Source organism: Bacillus sp. N6 (assembly GCF_052805735.1).
The window spans coordinates 3,157,181-3,172,238 of the sequence record NZ_CM127843.1 but is presented as its reverse complement, the minus strand read 5'-3'; the positions used below and the strand labels follow the sequence as shown (position 1 = coordinate 3,172,238).

Below are 15,058 nucleotides of genomic sequence, written 5' to 3'. Positions count from 1 at the left end.
ACAATGAGCAACTTATTAAATGAACATCCATTAATTGTATTACCGTCTTTAGCGGTGGAGATTGGATTAAATGAAGCTATTATAGTGCAGCAAATACATTACTGGCTTCAGAAATCTAATCATGAATATGATGGGCGTAAATGGATTTACAATTCAGCAGAAGAATGGAAGAAACAATTTCCTTTTTGGGGAATCGCAACTATAAGACGCACATTCACAAAGTTAGAAAACAGTGGGCTATTGCTGGTGGGAAACTATAATAAATTAAAAATCGACCGTACAAAATGGTATTCTATCGACTATAAAAGATTGAGTAATCCATCTAATCAAAATGATAAAATGGCAACTAATCAAAATGAACAATTGGATATGCTCAATATGATTAAACCATTACCAGAGACTACACAGAGAATAACAGAAACTACTTCTAATATAAACGTTAAAGATGTTAAAACGAAAAGAAACAAGAAAACTTATTCTCCTGAATTTGAAGAAGTATGGTCTGTATATCCTAAAAAAAGAAACAAACCTAAAGCTTATCAGAGATATAATGAAGTTAGAGCAAAACATCATAGTCATGAGGTAATTCTATATGGTGTAACTAAATACGCTGAAGAATGCACGAATAAAGATATGCAGTATATAAAGATGTTAGAAGGCTTCCTAAATGATGAAAGATACTTAGAATATAAACGTATGGACGAAGTGAAACAAAAAGTAGCAGAAGCTAAACAAGGAGCTGAAATAACATTATGGTAGGTTATTCAATGGATGAGTAGTCTCTACAAATCCAAATTTATTAAACGAAATTAAAATAAAAATAAATAAAAAGGCGGTAAGCAAAATGACAAACTTAGTATTCTTAAACAACAACAATGAAGCGGTAACAGACTCTTTAATGGTGGCTGAAGTATTCGGAAAACAGCATAAAAATGTTATCCAATCAATACATAATTTACATTCCGAGTTAGGAGAAAAAGGTAAGCTGATTTTTCAGCCGACCTCTTACAAAGATAGTTTCAATAGAGAGCAACTGAAATACGACTTAACAAAAGACGGCTTCACTTTGCTTGTTATGGGATTCAATGGCAAAGAAGCACTTCAATTTAAAATGGCTTATATAGAAGAGTTTAACCGTATGGAAGAACACATTAAACAACCACAACAACTAAAACCAATTGATCAGATTAAATTATTAATGGCGAACTCACTAGATACTGAAGAACGTCTATCTACTGTAGAAAGTAACGTTGCAATATTACGGAACACTATGACTATTGATTATGGACAGCAGCAAGTTTTAAACAATATTAAAATGCAACGAGTTGAAAAGATGTGGGAAGAGTTCGGAGGGATTCGTGTCTATGATACAAAAAGGAAAATGTATGCTAAGTTTGGTAAAGATTTAAAGAACGCATTCGCTGTTTCTAGTTACAGAGATATTGCAGCAAAAGACTTTGAAGAAGCCATTAATTACGCTAAGGCGTGGCGTCCTAGTTTGTTTTAAATAAAATATAATAGATTTCGGATTAGGCTAAGATACAGTCAATTCCAAATTTATTTAACTAATTGGGTAAGAAGTTTAATATATTGGTTTACATGTTTAAAAAAGTGGTGTAAGATAAATCTTGTCAAAAGGACAAGGTAATTAAATGCCTGGGTGGTTATGGACAAGAAAAGCCACTCACTTAATTGGAAGGAAACGAAAATGAAGGTAGAAGTGCAAACAAAACATATAGATGAATTAACAACGGTAACAACGATTAAATACAACATGTATGATTGTAAACATAGAGAAGAACGCGGTTCATTGGTTTTAAAGTTAGGTAATGAAGGCTTTAAACACATTACAACAATTGAACAGGACTATTGGAAAGTAGATGTTCTACAAAAGGCTGGGGGTCCACACAAGGAAATCAAGGAAAAAGAAAAGGCTCCATTTGAACCTGATCAACTTGAATTGGCTGAATAACCAAATCTATTTAACTATATTGAACTTGAAGGACCGAACGTAATGGAATTACAACCTGATTGGTTTCGAGTGGATATGATGGTAAGTGTGAAAGATATAGCGGTATTTTATGGCGTATCACAGAAGTGAGTTAACGAAGTAATAAAAGAAACTACACTTTGAGATTTATTCGGTTTCAGGAAAGTATGCAAGGCGTTTTAGAAGTATCGGCGGCACTGATCAGCCGCGTTTAGAAATGATACATAGCAAGTTAACCGAATAAATCTAATTCTATTTAACTTAAAAGGAGAAATATACAATGAGAAAACACGAAATTATAAAAGCTATCCGTAAAGCAGTTAGTGAAGTAGTGGAAACTAGGGCGCAATTTATTCAGGTATTAATGGGCGCTGGAATAAGAGTTGGGGTGCAGCCGCGTAAGGCTGTAGCTCTTGCAGAAGATGTATTTTCTAAAGATTTTGAAAGGGCTAACAATCGTGTGTGCAAGAATACGTTGTTTGACATTATTGAAGATTTAAACACTGATTGGTGGTTAGCATAATGGCGCAATTTATTAAACAAGTCGATTTAGAAAGCGGAAAGATTCAATACTATGATACACAAGAAAACGAAAGTGTCGAGTCAATGAATGACTTTATTGTCTGGTGTAAATCAATAGATTTTGACCGTGGATTCAAAATAGAATACAGCATTGTGAACGGAAAGGGGAATTGATTATGTGGGAACCAACAGCTTTATCTTGTCCTAAATGTAGCAACAGCTTATACATTCATTTTGATGGAGAAGAAGCACATTTTGAATGCGAACTTATAGAATGTGATTACGAGAGAACGATAGATATGCAAGAGGTAATTGATAATGATTAAAGAAGACTTTAAAGAAGCTTTATTTGTCAGTTCAGGTATGTTAGCAGTTTTATGGGCGGCAGGTTATGCATTAAGTTGGGCAATCGTTAACCTATAAGCCGATGACTGTTACATACATCCGAGGGAATTACATTGAAACAAAAAAGTACAGCTTGGTTATTATGGTTATTCTTAGGAGTGTTCGGAGCGTACAAGTTCTATACAGGGAACTTTATTAGCGCGATTACAAAATTATTTACAGCTAACTGTTTTTTTATAGGGCTATTCATTGATATATTTAGTATTAACAATGATGTAGACGCGGCGAACTTCAGAGCAATCCAACAAGCTAGAATGATGAAAGGTGTGATGGAATGATCGCAACTAAATACTCAAATCATGAGGAAATGGAAATAAGCGTCCTGGAAGCAATGCTAGAGGATAATACTTTGATTGACGAATGTCGTTTGAATCAAAAGCATTTCCTGGACAGTAAGAACAAAGAACTTTATAAAACAATTTGCGAATTAAATGATAAAGAGATTGATATCAACCCGCAAATGATTATAAGTCATAGTGAATTAGAAATTAAAGATGTTATGAGGGTTATGTCAAATGGCTCTCTGACTTCTAACTTTGAATTTTACCAACGAAAAATGTTTGATTTCATCGAAATAGAAGAGATTAGAAAGCTGGCAGCAACATTTTTGAGCGACACTGAAGAAAGAAATGTTTTAGAAGCTTCAGAACGCTTTATAAACAGTGTTATGAAAACGAGTGAAGAAAAGGTAGTAAGTAAGGAAACGTTCATGGAAAAGCTGTCTATACGTGTAGACAAACATGCGCAAATGAAAGTAGATGGTTTGTCAGGAGTCGATACAGGGTGGGATAAATTCAACAACTTTACAGATGGCTGGCAAGAAGGCGACTTGATTATAGTTGGCGGTCGTCCTGGTATGGGTAAAACAGCGTGGACCCTGGATAGTATGCGCAGAGCCGCCGAACGGGACCAAAAAGGTATTTACAAAGGGAAATATTATTCCGCCGAAATGCCTGAAGGTCAGTGTATTGATAGGTGGATAGCGGGACAGTCGCAACTTCCTGTAGCTTGTATGAAGAATCCTAATAGATTTCTACCAATATTCGATAAGAATACGAACAGCGAACCAGGAACGGCTTTTGCTAAGTATCAAATGGCTGTAGGTAATTTAAGTCAAATGCCTTTAGATATTAGTGAAGAAAAAGATTTACGCATGATAAAAGCGGATATGAGAAAAGAAGTAAAAAATAATCCTGACAAGAAACACGTATTTATGATTGACCATATTTCGCATATTAACGTAGATGGAGTGAAAGAGGATATTATCAAGTTCGCTCACATCGTACGCGAGTTGAAGCATACAGCGGTACAATTAGGAGTGCCTATCATTCTACTAGTGCAGTTGAGCAGAGCGAATACAAACAGAGAAGACAAGCGCCCGACAATGGCAGACATAAGAGCGTGTGGAGAAATTGAACAGGTTGCTGACATGATTATAATGCCACACAGAGAGAACTATTACGACAACGAAACAAAAGGTGAACGATACCAAGAAATGGAGATAATCGTTGATAAGTACAGAAACGGACGCGCTGGAACATTTATTCAAACGTTTGACACCGTGACAAATATATTTATAGATAAGGAGTAAAACATTTGTGGTGACGGTTAAAGAAGTCTATATGAGCGCGAAGGAAGATAAACTTATGTCTTTAATCGTTATCATAGACTTACTATTACAGCATGGAAAGATAAAGTGGAAAGATGATTCGGGGCTTTTAATGTTCTATATGAGTACAAATAAAGAGAAATGGAACAGGATTATAATAAATGAAATGAGAAAGAGAGGTATTGCAGCATGAAGGAAGAAACAAAGGTACAGTTACAAGTTGAAGTAAATCAGTTAACTGATAAGATTATAAAACATGATAGAGCGCATAAGTTCTACAAAGAACAAACTGAACGCGAACTTAGAGAAGTTAGGGTTCTTAAAAAAAGACGAGATAAAATTTTAGACATATATCCAAATCTATTTAACTAAGGTGAAAAAAATGAAGAATTGGCATATTAATTTTAGAGTAAACAAAAATGATGCAAGCAGCGAATTTAAAACAGTAAAGGTAAATGCACCAACAGGTAAAGAAGCATTAGATATGTTTAATGCCTGGGCTAAATTTATGCAATACGATCCATTTGTAACAGTGTTTAGATGCGAGGGAAAAATCAAATGAGGTTTATGGATTTCTTTGGAGGTGTAGGCATGATGCGAATCGGACTCGAACAAGCGGTCACGATTGCATTCTTGAGTTTAATGGAAAAGAAGTGAAAGTCAGACAGGCTACAAAACAATGAATGATGGGATATCGGACGTGAAGGTGATGCAATAAACGTATCAAACCCTAAATCGAAGACACGGCGTGGGCATGTAGAGAAAGGGGTAGCACAAACATTACTTACTTCTCGTGAGCAAATCGTAATCCAGGACGGGCGTATGAGGTGGCTCACAGAAAGAGAGTCGTGGAGATTACAAGGGATACCTGATGAGTATTTCAATCGAGCGAAAAAAGTTACATCTAGCAATCAATTATACAAACAGGCTGGGAATGGTCTAACTGTGGACGTAGCTAGATTTATAGGGGAGAGAATGAAAATTGAAACTGAATAAAACGTGGACCAATGCTACAGGTCAATTAACATTCGAGATAAGGGAAAGGAGGGATAAAAACGTTTTACATTACGAGTATGCGGTTATTATAGCGGCAAACGGTAATGAGAACAGCGTTGTGGATGGTTTCACAAGCAAGGAACAGGCGCGGAAAGAGTTAAAGAAGCATTTTGATATAGAAGGTCAATTTAAGATTAAAAAGTTACCACGTAGGCGTGTAATGTCTACAAAAGTAGAGTATGACGGAAAAGAATTTGATTCTATTACAGAACGTGATTTTTATATCTATCTACAAAACAATAAATTAGCCGAGCGCATAGAAATTCATAACAGATACCACCTGTTAGACGGTTATGAAATACCTAGCATCGTTAATAAGAAAGGTGTTAGGAAAGTCAGAGAAAAACGTTATACGCCTGATTTCGTATGTTTAATGGCAGGTGAAGAAATTGCATTTGAAGTTAAAGGTTCTATCAAATCTATACCGCGTGACCTGTCATTAAGAAGGCACTTATTTGAATCTAAATACGGAATACAGTTAGTTATTGTTACACCTGATAAAAAGGAAGGGTGGAAATTCCATTGAGTTATCAGGATGAAAGGTATATGTATCACATGAAAGTCTATTTAACAGATAAATTAGGATGGGAGCGCCGTGAAGAAATAGAAGACTGGGACCTAACTAAAACGTTCGTAATGTTCCGTTATGTTTATCATGGTGGATTAGATAAAAAAACAACAGCTAAACAACGTGAGTTAGCACAAAAGGCTATATGGAGGAGATAGGATGAATAGAAGAACGAGAATTAAACGTTATTTCACGAAAGGTAAACAATATCCTTGTTTAGAGTGTGGGAAACCACTAGATAAACGAGATAAAGAGATTAGTATTTATTCTATATTTGAAGTGCATGAGGGGTGTTTTTAATGAGATAAATTAAAGTAGAGTTGCCGAAAAGAACAAATAAACCTAGTATGAAAGATATCAAGGAAATGAGAGAATGGGTAAAAAAATGATTATGAGTGATAGTGATTGGAGCCAATATAAAAACAAACGTTATATGTTTACTAAGATACCTATATTTTGTGAGCAATGCAGGGAACGAATGGGATCGAGAAACGGGTATCAAGTGAAGTATGGCTTTTGTGATGTTCATTGTGGAAATAGACTTTATGGGCTAACTTATTAAAATAAGATGTATAATTTTACGCAATCCAATTCTATTTAACAAATGTTGTCTATTTTCAACGATACAAAATAGTAAATGAGTTCCTAGATTCTTATGTATAATGGTTTAGAGGAAAGTCTTAATATTGTGCTTTCCTCGTTCTTTTGACCTTAAATGTTTTAAGTTTTTTAGAACGAGGTGAAACCATCATATATTTTAACGGTTTAAGGACAACTCTATTCTTTTAAGAAAACAATTAAAAACAGTGAACAAATGCATGATATCAAGGTTTAAGAGGAAAAGGAGAAAATAATGGACAAAAAAAAGATTTTAAACAATTGCAACATACATATAATGTTTACATTTATGAAGATAAATTAAGTGAGTTCGATATGATGAAAATAATGATGGCTTATTGCAAAAAGTATAATGAAGATATAGCGAGAATAGAGTCTATCCTATATTTTCATTTACCTACTTATACTGAATATAAAGAAGGCGAAAGCAACGGGGGAGTCTGAGGACTCTTTTTTATTTTCAAAAAGCTTTTCAACCTATTCTGAAAAACGCAATAGATATCATTAGACAATCTTTGTTAAATAGATTTGGAACGTTATACAATAGTAACTGTAAGACATGAGGATATCTTACAAGCGTCGGAAAACGCGTAAATAAAAATAAATTTTGTATCATACAAATTATTCTATTTCTTTATAAACGTGGTTCCTTGCTCTTATTGATACATGGTAATTACTCACATTCTTACTAGTGTAGATACATAAATTATCCTTTGTTCTGAAATGTTCTAAGTTTATGTAAATAGTCTTGATTTCTTGTTTTAACTAACAGGTCTTTATCACAATGGGTCGTCATTAGTTTGAGCAGTGGACACGCTGATTGAATGAACTGACAAAAAAGGCAGTCTGTAAGCTGCCTGGAAGGTATAAGGCGTACTGAAAACTTGTTCACCTCCAAAAGAACGTTAATCTTTCAAGTACCTACTTTGCTCACACATAACCGTACTTGTACCTTCCAGGGGGATTATAACACCTTTCCAATCTATCTGTTTTGATAAACTTGCTTACTTCAATACTTGTTTTAAACATTGTAAAAACTCCTTTAAATTGTGAGAAGGGTTCTTCCCTTCTTTGAGAGTAGAATAAAAATGAGCATTGCAATGCATAGAAGGTTAAAATCCTTCCTACTTTCAAAGAAGTGAATAACTTCAAATAAAACTATTGAATATCTACTTGTAAAAGTTAGTAAAGGTAGTTTTTATTACTTGATGTAGAGTTTCTGCATTTATTGAATCCAACACATATATGAGAAGTTCTTCTTCTTCTCATTAAGCGTATAAGAGTTTTTTATGTTTGCTGTGCGGAACGGTGAACAGCGGCTTTGGGCATAGAGCCGTCCTCCTTTTTCTCTTATGCGTTTAATGAGGCGTGGAAGCCTTTTAAGCTGTTTTCAGATACCTGATTACTGACTTATAAACACAAAACGGGTAATCACTTCCCTTAAAAGTGAAATAACTATCAAAGGTTATTATCAAACAATTGGTAGTTAAATATCATAAAAGAGCAGCAATGAAGCTGCAAAATATGATAACTAAGCGAATATAACATCACTTAAATTGCATGAAGTACGATAACGGTATGAATTGCGAGTCTACGGACTATAAACCGATTGAAGGGGCTAATTACCCTTTATCGTGCCTATGTACGCAACTTGGTAACGCGAATAATTAAACACCTGGGGCAATGTCTGGGAAGCGTCAATGATTATAGTTATACTGGTTCGATTCCAGTCGTGGGCTTTTATCTTTTATAGTTACAAGTTGAGAAGCAGAGATTTCGCCATTTCTGTTTCTTTTCTTTATCAGAAGGAGGATATAAAAAGAAATAGGTTGCACTTAATGTGTAACCTATTTTAAATCTATTTAACAATGATGGAAAATATTCAATTTTATTAAACGATATGAGTTATATTGAAAAGAAGAACGTATAACTAAATATTGAGAGGTGGTAACATGCATGAATTAAACGAACGTCAAAAACGTTTCGCGGATTATTACATTGAAACAGGGAACGCTTCAGAAGCTTACATGCGGGCGGGATACAAGAGCGATAATAAAAAGGTTATTACCGCTGGTTCTTCTCGTCTGTTAGCGAATGTTAATGTTTCAGTATATATTGATTCTCACATGGCTGGCGTGGATTCTAAACGTATTGCTGATGCAAATGAAGTTTTAGAGTTTCTTACATCGGTAATGCGCGGAGAAGCAACAGGAAAGACGTTACGGGGTGTGGGCATGGGTGAACAAGTTATCAGTGATATAGAGCCGTCAATTGGAGAACGGAAAGATGCTGCTGTCCAATTGGGTAAACGTTATCGACTATGGACTGAAAAACACGAAATTGAAGGTGTTGCACAAGTTATTATCAACGGTTCTATTGGTAATACGTGCGAAGAGTGCGGAAAACATTATGAAGAGTGTGAATGCTAATGATTGAAAACTATCAAGGCTTGCTACTAACTCTCTCTGCGTTATTGATAGTAACTGTACCGATGGCGCTAATAGACAAATACGAAAAGAAAGCGCGGGAAGAGCATGAACGAAAACGTTGATCATATTGACATGAGAAACGTTATTTCACCGCGTTTCAAGAAAGTCTATTATCTATCAGAAATGAAGAAACACCTGCGGTATGTATTGAAAGGTGGTCGTGCTTCAGGTAAGAGTTACTTCATACCATTCCGCATATTGATGGACATTATGGAATATCCGATTAGTTGGCTGGTATTACGTAAAGTACAGAATACAGTTGTTAGATCGGTATTTGAACAGCTAAAAGAAGCAATGGAGATATTAAACATTAGTCATCTATTCCGTTGCATTCCGTCACGCCTGGTGATCGAATACAAGCCCAGAGGAAATAAGATATATTTTCTCGGATGTGAAGAACCAGAAAGGATCAAGTCTATTAAAGACGCTAAATTCCCTATCATGGGCTTATGGGTGGAAGAAATTGGCGAGTTTAGAACGGAAGAAGAAATATCTATCATTGAAAAGTCGGTGCTACGTGGTGAATTCGAAATCAATCCAGAGCATAGACCAGAGTTACCAAACTATGAATATACATTCTTCTACAGCTACAACCCACCTAAACGCCGTGCGCACTGGCTGAACAAGAAATATAACAGTTCTTTCATACCAGATAACACACACGTAAATCATTCAACGTATTTAGATAACAAGCATTTAACAAAGGCATTCTATGAAGAAGCTGAAATTGAAAAGGAAATGAACCCGCTAAAATATCGCTGGGAATATCTCGGTGAAGCAATAGGGTCTGGCGTTGTACCATTCGATAATATTGTTAGCGCTGAAATAACAGACGAACAGATTAGTCAGTTTGATAACATTCGTCAAGGTGTCGATTTTGGTTATGCAACCGATCCGCTAGCTTTTGGCCGTATGCACTTTGATAAAAAGAAGAACACGTTATACATATTCGATGAATTATACGGCGTTCAAATATCTAATAGAAAGCTGGCTGAATGGATCAAGAAAAAGGGATACCAGGAAATTGAAATAACATGTGATAGCGCCGAGCCGAAGTCTATAGCCGAGTTAAAGAATGAACATGACATACGAAAGGTTAAAGGCGCTAAAAAAGGGCCAGATAGCGTTGAGTACGGCACAGAATGGCTAGGCGATCTATACGCAATCGTTATTGATCCGAAACGTTGCCCTAACACGTTAAAAGAGTTTGAAAATGCTGATTGGGAAACGGACAAAGACGGAAACCCGCGACCACGATTACAAGATAAAGATAATCACACAATTGATATGGTGCGTTATGCAATGGAAAAGGACATGAAGAAACAAGGAAAAGTAAGAAGTATGTCCAGATTACAATTAGGATTCTAGAAAGGAAGATAAGATGCTTACATTTGAAGAAGCAAAAGAATTTTACTTTGATTTTCGTATCAAAGAAGGAGTTGGGAATAGTAAGGGGTATTTGGCCCTGCAAAAACTATACAAATACTACATGGGACATCATGAAATAAAGAATAAGAAGGATAGGAAGAACGGTAACAAGACGTTTAGGATCGTTCACAACTTCCCTAAGTACACAGCAACGATCAGCACGGGTTATTTCATGGGAATGCCTGTAACGTATAATACAACGGAAACTGAAGCGTTAGAGCCAGCGCTTGACATAATGGATGAAAACGACGGACAGACAGTAGATTATGATAATGCCCTTGATATGTCTATTTATGGCCGTGCATTCCGCTTGTTCTATCACGATGAAGAAGGCGAATTGAATTATAAAGACATTGATCCGCGTCATACGATTGCTGTCTATGATGACTCTATCAAACCTAAGATTACAGACGTTATTCGTTTTAGTGAGACAGTAACGAAAGATAATGAAATCAAGGTAGAAATGACGATCTATGACAAAGTGCAATACATTAAATACTCGTTTGTGTATGAAGGAAAGATTTTAGGACAACCATTAAACGAAATCCTGGACATTTCCATTGAGAACATGAGCCAAGAAGAAGAACAGGCACACAACATTGTAGATGAAGACGGAAACCCACGTATTCCAGTTATTAAGATACAGAACAATAAGTTTGAATTAGGAGACTATGAAGATATTCTTCCGATTATTGACGCGTATAATGATCTGCAATCTGGATCAATGGAAGACTTATCTGACTTCACTGACGCGATCCTAAAGTTAGTTAACATGAACGAAACAAACCAGGATGATATAAACAGCCTAAAAGAAGATAAAGTAATGCTGTTAGATGAAAATGGGGATGCTGAATGGCTTGTAAAACAGATCAATGACACGTTCAACGAAAACATGAAAACCCGTGTAGAAAACGATATACACAAATATACATTCGTTCCGAACATGAATGACAAGGAATTCGGCGGTAACCTGTCTGGGATCGCTATTAAATATAAATTGTTGGCCCTGGAGCAAGTACGCGGGCAAAAAGAGCGTATGTTTAATCGTGCGCTAACAGATCAATTAGGGATCATCAAAGGATACCTTGATAAATTACCAGGATCAAAAGAGTTTGGATTAAAAGACGTTAAAATCCAATTTACACCTAACTTACCAGCTAACTATTTAGAAGAAGCTGATCTTGTTGTGAAATTGCGTCAAGCTGGACTGCCAGATAAGTTTATCTATCAATATCTATCTGCTGTACAAGACATTGAACACTTAATAGAAATGAAGAAAGAACAGGAGGAAGAAGAGTATGACTCGTACAAAGATGCTTTCAGTGGGGAAAATGATAACGTGGAAGAACAAGGAAAGAACGATGCTACACAAGAGCGACAACTATCTGACGGTGACAAATATCAAACGCCAGGAAAAGGACAGGGAGACAGTAAAAAGATCAATCAGAAATAGTTTAGGCTACGAACCTACAGAAAAAGAGATTGATTCTATTATTGCCCTTGCTGGTGCTGGTGGCCTATGAACAGTGAAGCATATTGGGCCAAACGTGCTGAAGCCCAGGAAGCGAAAGGATACATTGAAGCCGAGAAACTAGAAAAGCGTATGCGTCAATCATTCGCACGCGCTGAAAAGGAAGTAACGGCCGAAATGAGGGCCTATCTATCGCGAAAGGGTTTTGACTATAGCGAATTGGTCAAGGCTCTTAATAAGCGTGAGAAACATGACAGGCGTATTAGTTTAGTAGAGTTTCTGAATGAATTACAGAATAGTGATCAGATCATAGCGCCGAACATTGCCCAGGATGTGAAAGCCCATCTGGACATGAAAAAACTTAGTAGATTAGAAGCCGTACAAAGTGAAATGCTAATCAAGTTAGGAAAAAGAGCGTTGACAGAAGAAAAAAGCCTTTGCAGCCTATTTACAACAACGTTTAAGGACACTTTGATCAGTAATAAATACGACTTTTACAGACATGGTATACAAAGTAAGGTCTATGAAATTAATGACAAGATGATTGAAAATGTGTTAAGTCACCCTTGGAGTGGTAACCAATTCAGTGATCGTTTATGGGAGAATAAGAGAACACTATTATTCCATTTACGAGGCGAAATGACACAAGGTGTTTTACAGGGCCTACACGCTGATGAAATAGCTGTACGGTTTGCGGAGAAGATGAAAGCGCCGTTGCGTAATGCCATTACTATGATCTATACAGAACAAGCCTATTTCTACGGAAAGGCCACGTTAGACAGTTATGAAGAAGCTGACATTGATAAATACAAACTACATGTAATATTCGATGCTAGGACTTCTACCCGCTGTAGATCGTTAGACACTGGAAAGATTTATATAACGGCTGATGCAAGCCCAGGAAGCAACTACCCTCCATTACATGCACGCTGTCGAACGCTAGCTATTCCATACCTTGAGGGCATACGATACGCAAATATACGTATGGTACGAGATAAGAACGGAAAGAGCGTCGAAACAAACGATGTGGAAATGACTTATCAGCAATATGACAAGTTATTCCAGCCGAAAAAAGGGGTGATAACATGAAAAACTTAGATCAAAAAGAGAAGGTGGCATTGATTAGTGTACTTTTAGGAGTGCTAGGAAAACACCAGGAAGAAATTGATCAAGATTTATTTAATGACAAAGTTGTTGTGTTAAACGAAATGACAGACGAAACAACACCGAAACAACGTAGAGAAACTATTAAAAAAGTTACGACTAACTTATTAGAAAGTCTATAACTATATAATTTTTATATAATAAGTGTGGAAACGGACGCGAAAAACCGAGGCAAACATAGTCACACACCGACTTAAAATGTGGAGGTAATATCATGAAAAAATTTTTAGTTAGTACGGGGATTGTAAAACCTGCAATTCGATTATCTGATCTTAAGAACAGCCTACAATTCTTTTCTGAAGGTGGCGAAGGTGATGACCCTGCTGGAGATGGTGGAGGAACACCAGAAACATTTACTAAAGAGCAAGTGGAAGCGCAAATTCAAGCTGAAGTAAATCGCGTTGCGGGTAAAATCCGAAAAGAGGAACAACGAAAAGCCCGCGAAAGTGCCGAAAAGGAATTCGGTGAAAAGAATAAAACAGAAGTGGAAACATTAATGGACGAAATGCGCCAGATCAAAACAGAGCGTGACCAGGAGAAGCAAACGGCCCACAATCTTAAAATGAAAGACGTTGCCGTTGCTAAGTTAGCAGGAGCTGGTTTTGGTGCTGGCTTTGCTATGAACGTGATCGGCGACACTGAAGAAGAGATTGCAAAGAATGTAGAAGCATTCAAAGCAAATCTTGACAGTGAATTAACTAAGCGTGTTAAAACGAGTTTAGCTGATAAAACACCAGGTGAATCAAAAGGCGCTGGTGACAAAGGCGGTAGTGATCCGATTCGTGACGCTTTCATGAAAGAGTGGCAATAAGGATCATGACCAACGGAATTGACGTCACTATAAAAGCTATTCCAAAACTATTAAACAAAGAGAGAGGATTTATAGAATGACTACATTAAATCTAACACATAAGTTTTCACCTTTAGTAGATGAGCGTTTCGCGCCGTCTGCTGTTACAACTGCTTCAACAAACCAGGATTATGAATTCACTGGAGCAAAAGGAATCAAAATTACATCTGTTCAAACTGTAGAAATGAATGATTATAAGCGTTCTGGTCAAGGTCGATACGGTCAAGCTGATGAATTAGGCAACGATCTACAGGAAGAAATCATGAAAAAAGACCGCTCATTCACATTCACAATGGACAAAATGAACGAAGAAGAAAGTGAAGTAAAGGTTGCACCAGCGATCGCGCGTCAAATGCGTGAAGTTGTTATTCCAGAAATTGAAACATACCGCTTAAAAGTTATGTCTGAAGGTGCTGGAACAAAAGTAGACGGTGCTATCACTAAGACAAATGCTTATGAATCCTTCCTAGCTGGCCAAGAAACGTTGGATGATCACTTTGTACCAGAAAACCGCGTGTGTCATGCAACACCTGCATATATCAATAAATTAAAGCTAGACGATAACTACACGAAAGCTAGTGATTTAGCACAAGGAACAATCCTTTTAAAAGGTCAAGTCGGTGAGGTTGACGGCGTTGCTATCATCAAAACACCAAAGTCATTTATGAATGGTCAAGAATTCATTATCACTCATAAGTCGGCAACTGTTGCGCCTGTTAAATTGGCTGAAACAAAAGTACACCTTGATCCACCAGGAATTTCTGGAACGTTAGTAGAGGGCCGTTTCTACTATGATGCATTCGTGTTAGACATGAAGAAAAACGCAATCTATGCACACGCTGGAAAAGTTGAAAAGGCTACTGCTAAAAATTAAGAGGGTTTTGGCTC

At 36.6% G+C, this 15,058-nt stretch carries 23 protein-coding genes and 1 pseudogene; all 24 read left to right on the top strand.

Annotated elements, in window-relative coordinates; translation table 11 throughout:
- The first annotated feature begins 3 nt into the window (after window positions 1-3).
- Complete coding sequence (locus ACUXVC_RS16295; RefSeq protein WP_061660410.1) at window positions 4-759, top strand: hypothetical protein; 756 nt, start codon at window positions 4-6, stop codon at window positions 757-759.
- Window positions 760-844: 85 nt separating this feature from the next.
- Window positions 845-1,507 carry a Rha family transcriptional regulator gene (locus tag ACUXVC_RS16290; RefSeq protein ID WP_061660409.1) on the top strand — a complete coding sequence of 221 codons (663 nt, stop codon included), beginning with the start codon at window positions 845-847 and terminating at the stop codon, window positions 1,505-1,507.
- A 159-nt stretch (window positions 1,508-1,666) separates the two neighbouring features.
- Window positions 1,667-1,972 (top strand): hypothetical protein, encoded by a 306-nt coding sequence (locus tag ACUXVC_RS16285; RefSeq protein WP_446025755.1) that lies wholly within the window; start codon window positions 1,667-1,669, stop codon window positions 1,970-1,972.
- A 298-nt stretch (window positions 1,973-2,270) separates the two neighbouring features.
- A complete protein-coding gene (locus ACUXVC_RS16280; protein WP_061660407.1) occupies window positions 2,271-2,513 on the top strand; it encodes a hypothetical protein in 243 nt (80 codons plus the stop codon).
- Window positions 2,513-2,686 carry a hypothetical protein gene (locus ACUXVC_RS16275; protein WP_153593040.1) on the top strand — a complete coding sequence of 58 codons (174 nt, stop codon included), beginning with the start codon at window positions 2,513-2,515 and terminating at the stop codon, window positions 2,684-2,686. The genes ACUXVC_RS16280 and ACUXVC_RS16275 overlap by 1 nt, the downstream gene beginning before the upstream one ends.
- A gap of 2 nt (window positions 2,687-2,688) precedes the next feature.
- On the top strand, window positions 2,689-2,838 hold the full coding sequence (locus tag ACUXVC_RS16270) for a hypothetical protein (protein WP_172794254.1): 150 nt from the start codon (window positions 2,689-2,691) through the stop codon (window positions 2,836-2,838).
- Between the two features lie 132 nt (window positions 2,839-2,970).
- A complete protein-coding gene (locus ACUXVC_RS16265; RefSeq protein ID WP_061660406.1) occupies window positions 2,971-3,195 on the top strand; it encodes an NINE protein in 225 nt (74 codons plus the stop codon).
- A complete protein-coding gene (locus tag ACUXVC_RS16260; RefSeq protein WP_061660405.1) occupies window positions 3,192-4,508 on the top strand; it encodes a replicative DNA helicase in 1,317 nt (438 codons plus the stop codon). Before ACUXVC_RS16265 ends, ACUXVC_RS16260 begins: the two co-directional genes overlap by 4 nt.
- A gap of 7 nt (window positions 4,509-4,515) precedes the next feature.
- Entirely contained in the window at window positions 4,516-4,719 is a 204-nt protein-coding gene (locus tag ACUXVC_RS16255; protein ID WP_224980105.1) for a hypothetical protein, read from the top strand.
- Window positions 4,716-4,898, top strand: a complete 183-nt coding sequence (locus ACUXVC_RS16250) for a hypothetical protein (RefSeq protein ID WP_061660404.1) — start codon at window positions 4,716-4,718, stop codon at window positions 4,896-4,898. The genes ACUXVC_RS16255 and ACUXVC_RS16250 overlap by 4 nt, the downstream gene beginning before the upstream one ends.
- 10 nt (window positions 4,899-4,908) lie before the next feature.
- Entirely contained in the window at window positions 4,909-5,088 is a 180-nt protein-coding gene (locus ACUXVC_RS16245; protein WP_061660403.1) for a hypothetical protein, read from the top strand.
- A 260-nt stretch (window positions 5,089-5,348) separates the two neighbouring features.
- Entirely contained in the window at window positions 5,349-5,522 is a 174-nt protein-coding gene (locus ACUXVC_RS16240; protein WP_228496055.1) for a DNA cytosine methyltransferase, read from the top strand.
- Window positions 5,509-6,108: a DUF1064 domain-containing protein gene (locus ACUXVC_RS16235; protein WP_061660402.1), complete on the top strand. Its 600-nt coding sequence runs from the start codon at window positions 5,509-5,511 to the stop codon at window positions 6,106-6,108. Before ACUXVC_RS16240 ends, ACUXVC_RS16235 begins: the two co-directional genes overlap by 14 nt.
- Window positions 6,109-6,128: 20 nt before the next feature.
- Window positions 6,129-6,308, top strand: a complete 180-nt coding sequence (locus ACUXVC_RS16230; protein ID WP_224980107.1) for a DUF4625 domain-containing protein — start codon at window positions 6,129-6,131, stop codon at window positions 6,306-6,308.
- 1 nt (window position 6,309) lies between these two features.
- A complete protein-coding gene (locus ACUXVC_RS16225) occupies window positions 6,310-6,450 on the top strand; it encodes a hypothetical protein (protein WP_154698406.1) in 141 nt (46 codons plus the stop codon).
- 579 nt (window positions 6,451-7,029) lie between these two features.
- Window positions 7,030-7,212 (top strand): hypothetical protein, encoded by a 183-nt coding sequence (locus tag ACUXVC_RS16220; protein WP_446025754.1) that lies wholly within the window; start codon window positions 7,030-7,032, stop codon window positions 7,210-7,212.
- Between the two features lie 1,192 nt (window positions 7,213-8,404).
- Window positions 8,405-8,507: pseudogene (locus ACUXVC_RS16215) on the top strand.
- A 213-nt stretch (window positions 8,508-8,720) separates the two neighbouring features.
- Window positions 8,721-9,197, top strand: a complete 477-nt coding sequence (locus tag ACUXVC_RS16210) for a terminase small subunit (RefSeq protein WP_061660398.1) — start codon at window positions 8,721-8,723, stop codon at window positions 9,195-9,197.
- A 105-nt stretch (window positions 9,198-9,302) separates the two neighbouring features.
- Window positions 9,303-10,625, top strand: coding sequence for a PBSX family phage terminase large subunit (locus tag ACUXVC_RS16205; RefSeq protein WP_144465647.1), 1,323 nt, complete (start codon window positions 9,303-9,305; stop codon window positions 10,623-10,625).
- 13 nt (window positions 10,626-10,638) lie between these two features.
- Entirely contained in the window at window positions 10,639-12,138 is a 1,500-nt protein-coding gene (locus ACUXVC_RS16200) for a phage portal protein (protein WP_061660396.1), read from the top strand.
- 66 nt (window positions 12,139-12,204) lie between these two features.
- Complete coding sequence (locus ACUXVC_RS16195) at window positions 12,205-13,245, top strand: minor capsid protein (RefSeq protein ID WP_061660395.1); 1,041 nt, start codon at window positions 12,205-12,207, stop codon at window positions 13,243-13,245.
- Window positions 13,242-13,442, top strand: a complete 201-nt coding sequence (locus ACUXVC_RS16190) for a hypothetical protein (protein WP_061660394.1) — start codon at window positions 13,242-13,244, stop codon at window positions 13,440-13,442. Before ACUXVC_RS16195 ends, ACUXVC_RS16190 begins: the two co-directional genes overlap by 4 nt.
- 92 nt (window positions 13,443-13,534) lie before the next feature.
- Entirely contained in the window at window positions 13,535-14,131 is a 597-nt protein-coding gene (locus ACUXVC_RS16185; protein WP_144465646.1) for a DUF4355 domain-containing protein, read from the top strand.
- A gap of 76 nt (window positions 14,132-14,207) precedes the next feature.
- On the top strand, window positions 14,208-15,044 hold the full coding sequence (locus ACUXVC_RS16180; protein WP_061660392.1) for a hypothetical protein: 837 nt from the start codon (window positions 14,208-14,210) through the stop codon (window positions 15,042-15,044).
- Window positions 15,045-15,058 lie beyond the last annotated feature (14 nt).

Excerpts from the sequence above, each read along its gene's own strand:
- ACUXVC_RS16250 (WP_061660404.1), top strand. The coding sequence starts at position 4,716 with ATGAAGGAAGAAACAAAGGTACAGTTACAAGTTGAAGTAAATCAGTTA.
- ACUXVC_RS16285 (WP_446025755.1), top strand. The coding sequence starts at position 1,667 with ATGGACAAGAAAAGCCACTCACTTAATTGGAAGGAAACGAAAATGAAG.
- ACUXVC_RS16245 (WP_061660403.1), top strand. The coding sequence starts at position 4,909 with ATGAAGAATTGGCATATTAATTTTAGAGTAAACAAAAATGATGCAAGC.
- ACUXVC_RS16230 (WP_224980107.1), top strand. The coding sequence starts at position 6,129 with ATGTATCACATGAAAGTCTATTTAACAGATAAATTAGGATGGGAGCGC.
- ACUXVC_RS16290 (WP_061660409.1), top strand. The coding sequence starts at position 845 with ATGACAAACTTAGTATTCTTAAACAACAACAATGAAGCGGTAACAGAC.
- ACUXVC_RS16280 (WP_061660407.1), top strand. The coding sequence starts at position 2,271 with ATGAGAAAACACGAAATTATAAAAGCTATCCGTAAAGCAGTTAGTGAA.
- ACUXVC_RS16180 (WP_061660392.1), top strand. The coding sequence starts at position 14,208 with ATGACTACATTAAATCTAACACATAAGTTTTCACCTTTAGTAGATGAG.
- ACUXVC_RS16200 (WP_061660396.1), top strand. The coding sequence starts at position 10,639 with ATGCTTACATTTGAAGAAGCAAAAGAATTTTACTTTGATTTTCGTATC.
- ACUXVC_RS16275 (WP_153593040.1), top strand. The coding sequence starts at position 2,513 with ATGGCGCAATTTATTAAACAAGTCGATTTAGAAAGCGGAAAGATTCAA.
- ACUXVC_RS16185 (WP_144465646.1), top strand. The coding sequence starts at position 13,535 with ATGAAAAAATTTTTAGTTAGTACGGGGATTGTAAAACCTGCAATTCGA.
- ACUXVC_RS16190 (WP_061660394.1), top strand. The coding sequence starts at position 13,242 with ATGAAAAACTTAGATCAAAAAGAGAAGGTGGCATTGATTAGTGTACTT.
- ACUXVC_RS16270 (WP_172794254.1), top strand. The coding sequence starts at position 2,689 with ATGTGGGAACCAACAGCTTTATCTTGTCCTAAATGTAGCAACAGCTTA.
- ACUXVC_RS16195 (WP_061660395.1), top strand. The coding sequence starts at position 12,205 with ATGAACAGTGAAGCATATTGGGCCAAACGTGCTGAAGCCCAGGAAGCG.
- ACUXVC_RS16240 (WP_228496055.1), top strand. The coding sequence starts at position 5,349 with ATGAGGTGGCTCACAGAAAGAGAGTCGTGGAGATTACAAGGGATACCT.
- ACUXVC_RS16225 (WP_154698406.1), top strand. The coding sequence starts at position 6,310 with ATGAATAGAAGAACGAGAATTAAACGTTATTTCACGAAAGGTAAACAA.
- ACUXVC_RS16260 (WP_061660405.1), top strand. The coding sequence starts at position 3,192 with ATGATCGCAACTAAATACTCAAATCATGAGGAAATGGAAATAAGCGTC.
- ACUXVC_RS16205 (WP_144465647.1), top strand. The coding sequence starts at position 9,303 with ATGAACGAAAACGTTGATCATATTGACATGAGAAACGTTATTTCACCG.
- ACUXVC_RS16210 (WP_061660398.1), top strand. The coding sequence starts at position 8,721 with ATGCATGAATTAAACGAACGTCAAAAACGTTTCGCGGATTATTACATT.
- ACUXVC_RS16295 (WP_061660410.1), top strand. The coding sequence starts at position 4 with ATGAGCAACTTATTAAATGAACATCCATTAATTGTATTACCGTCTTTA.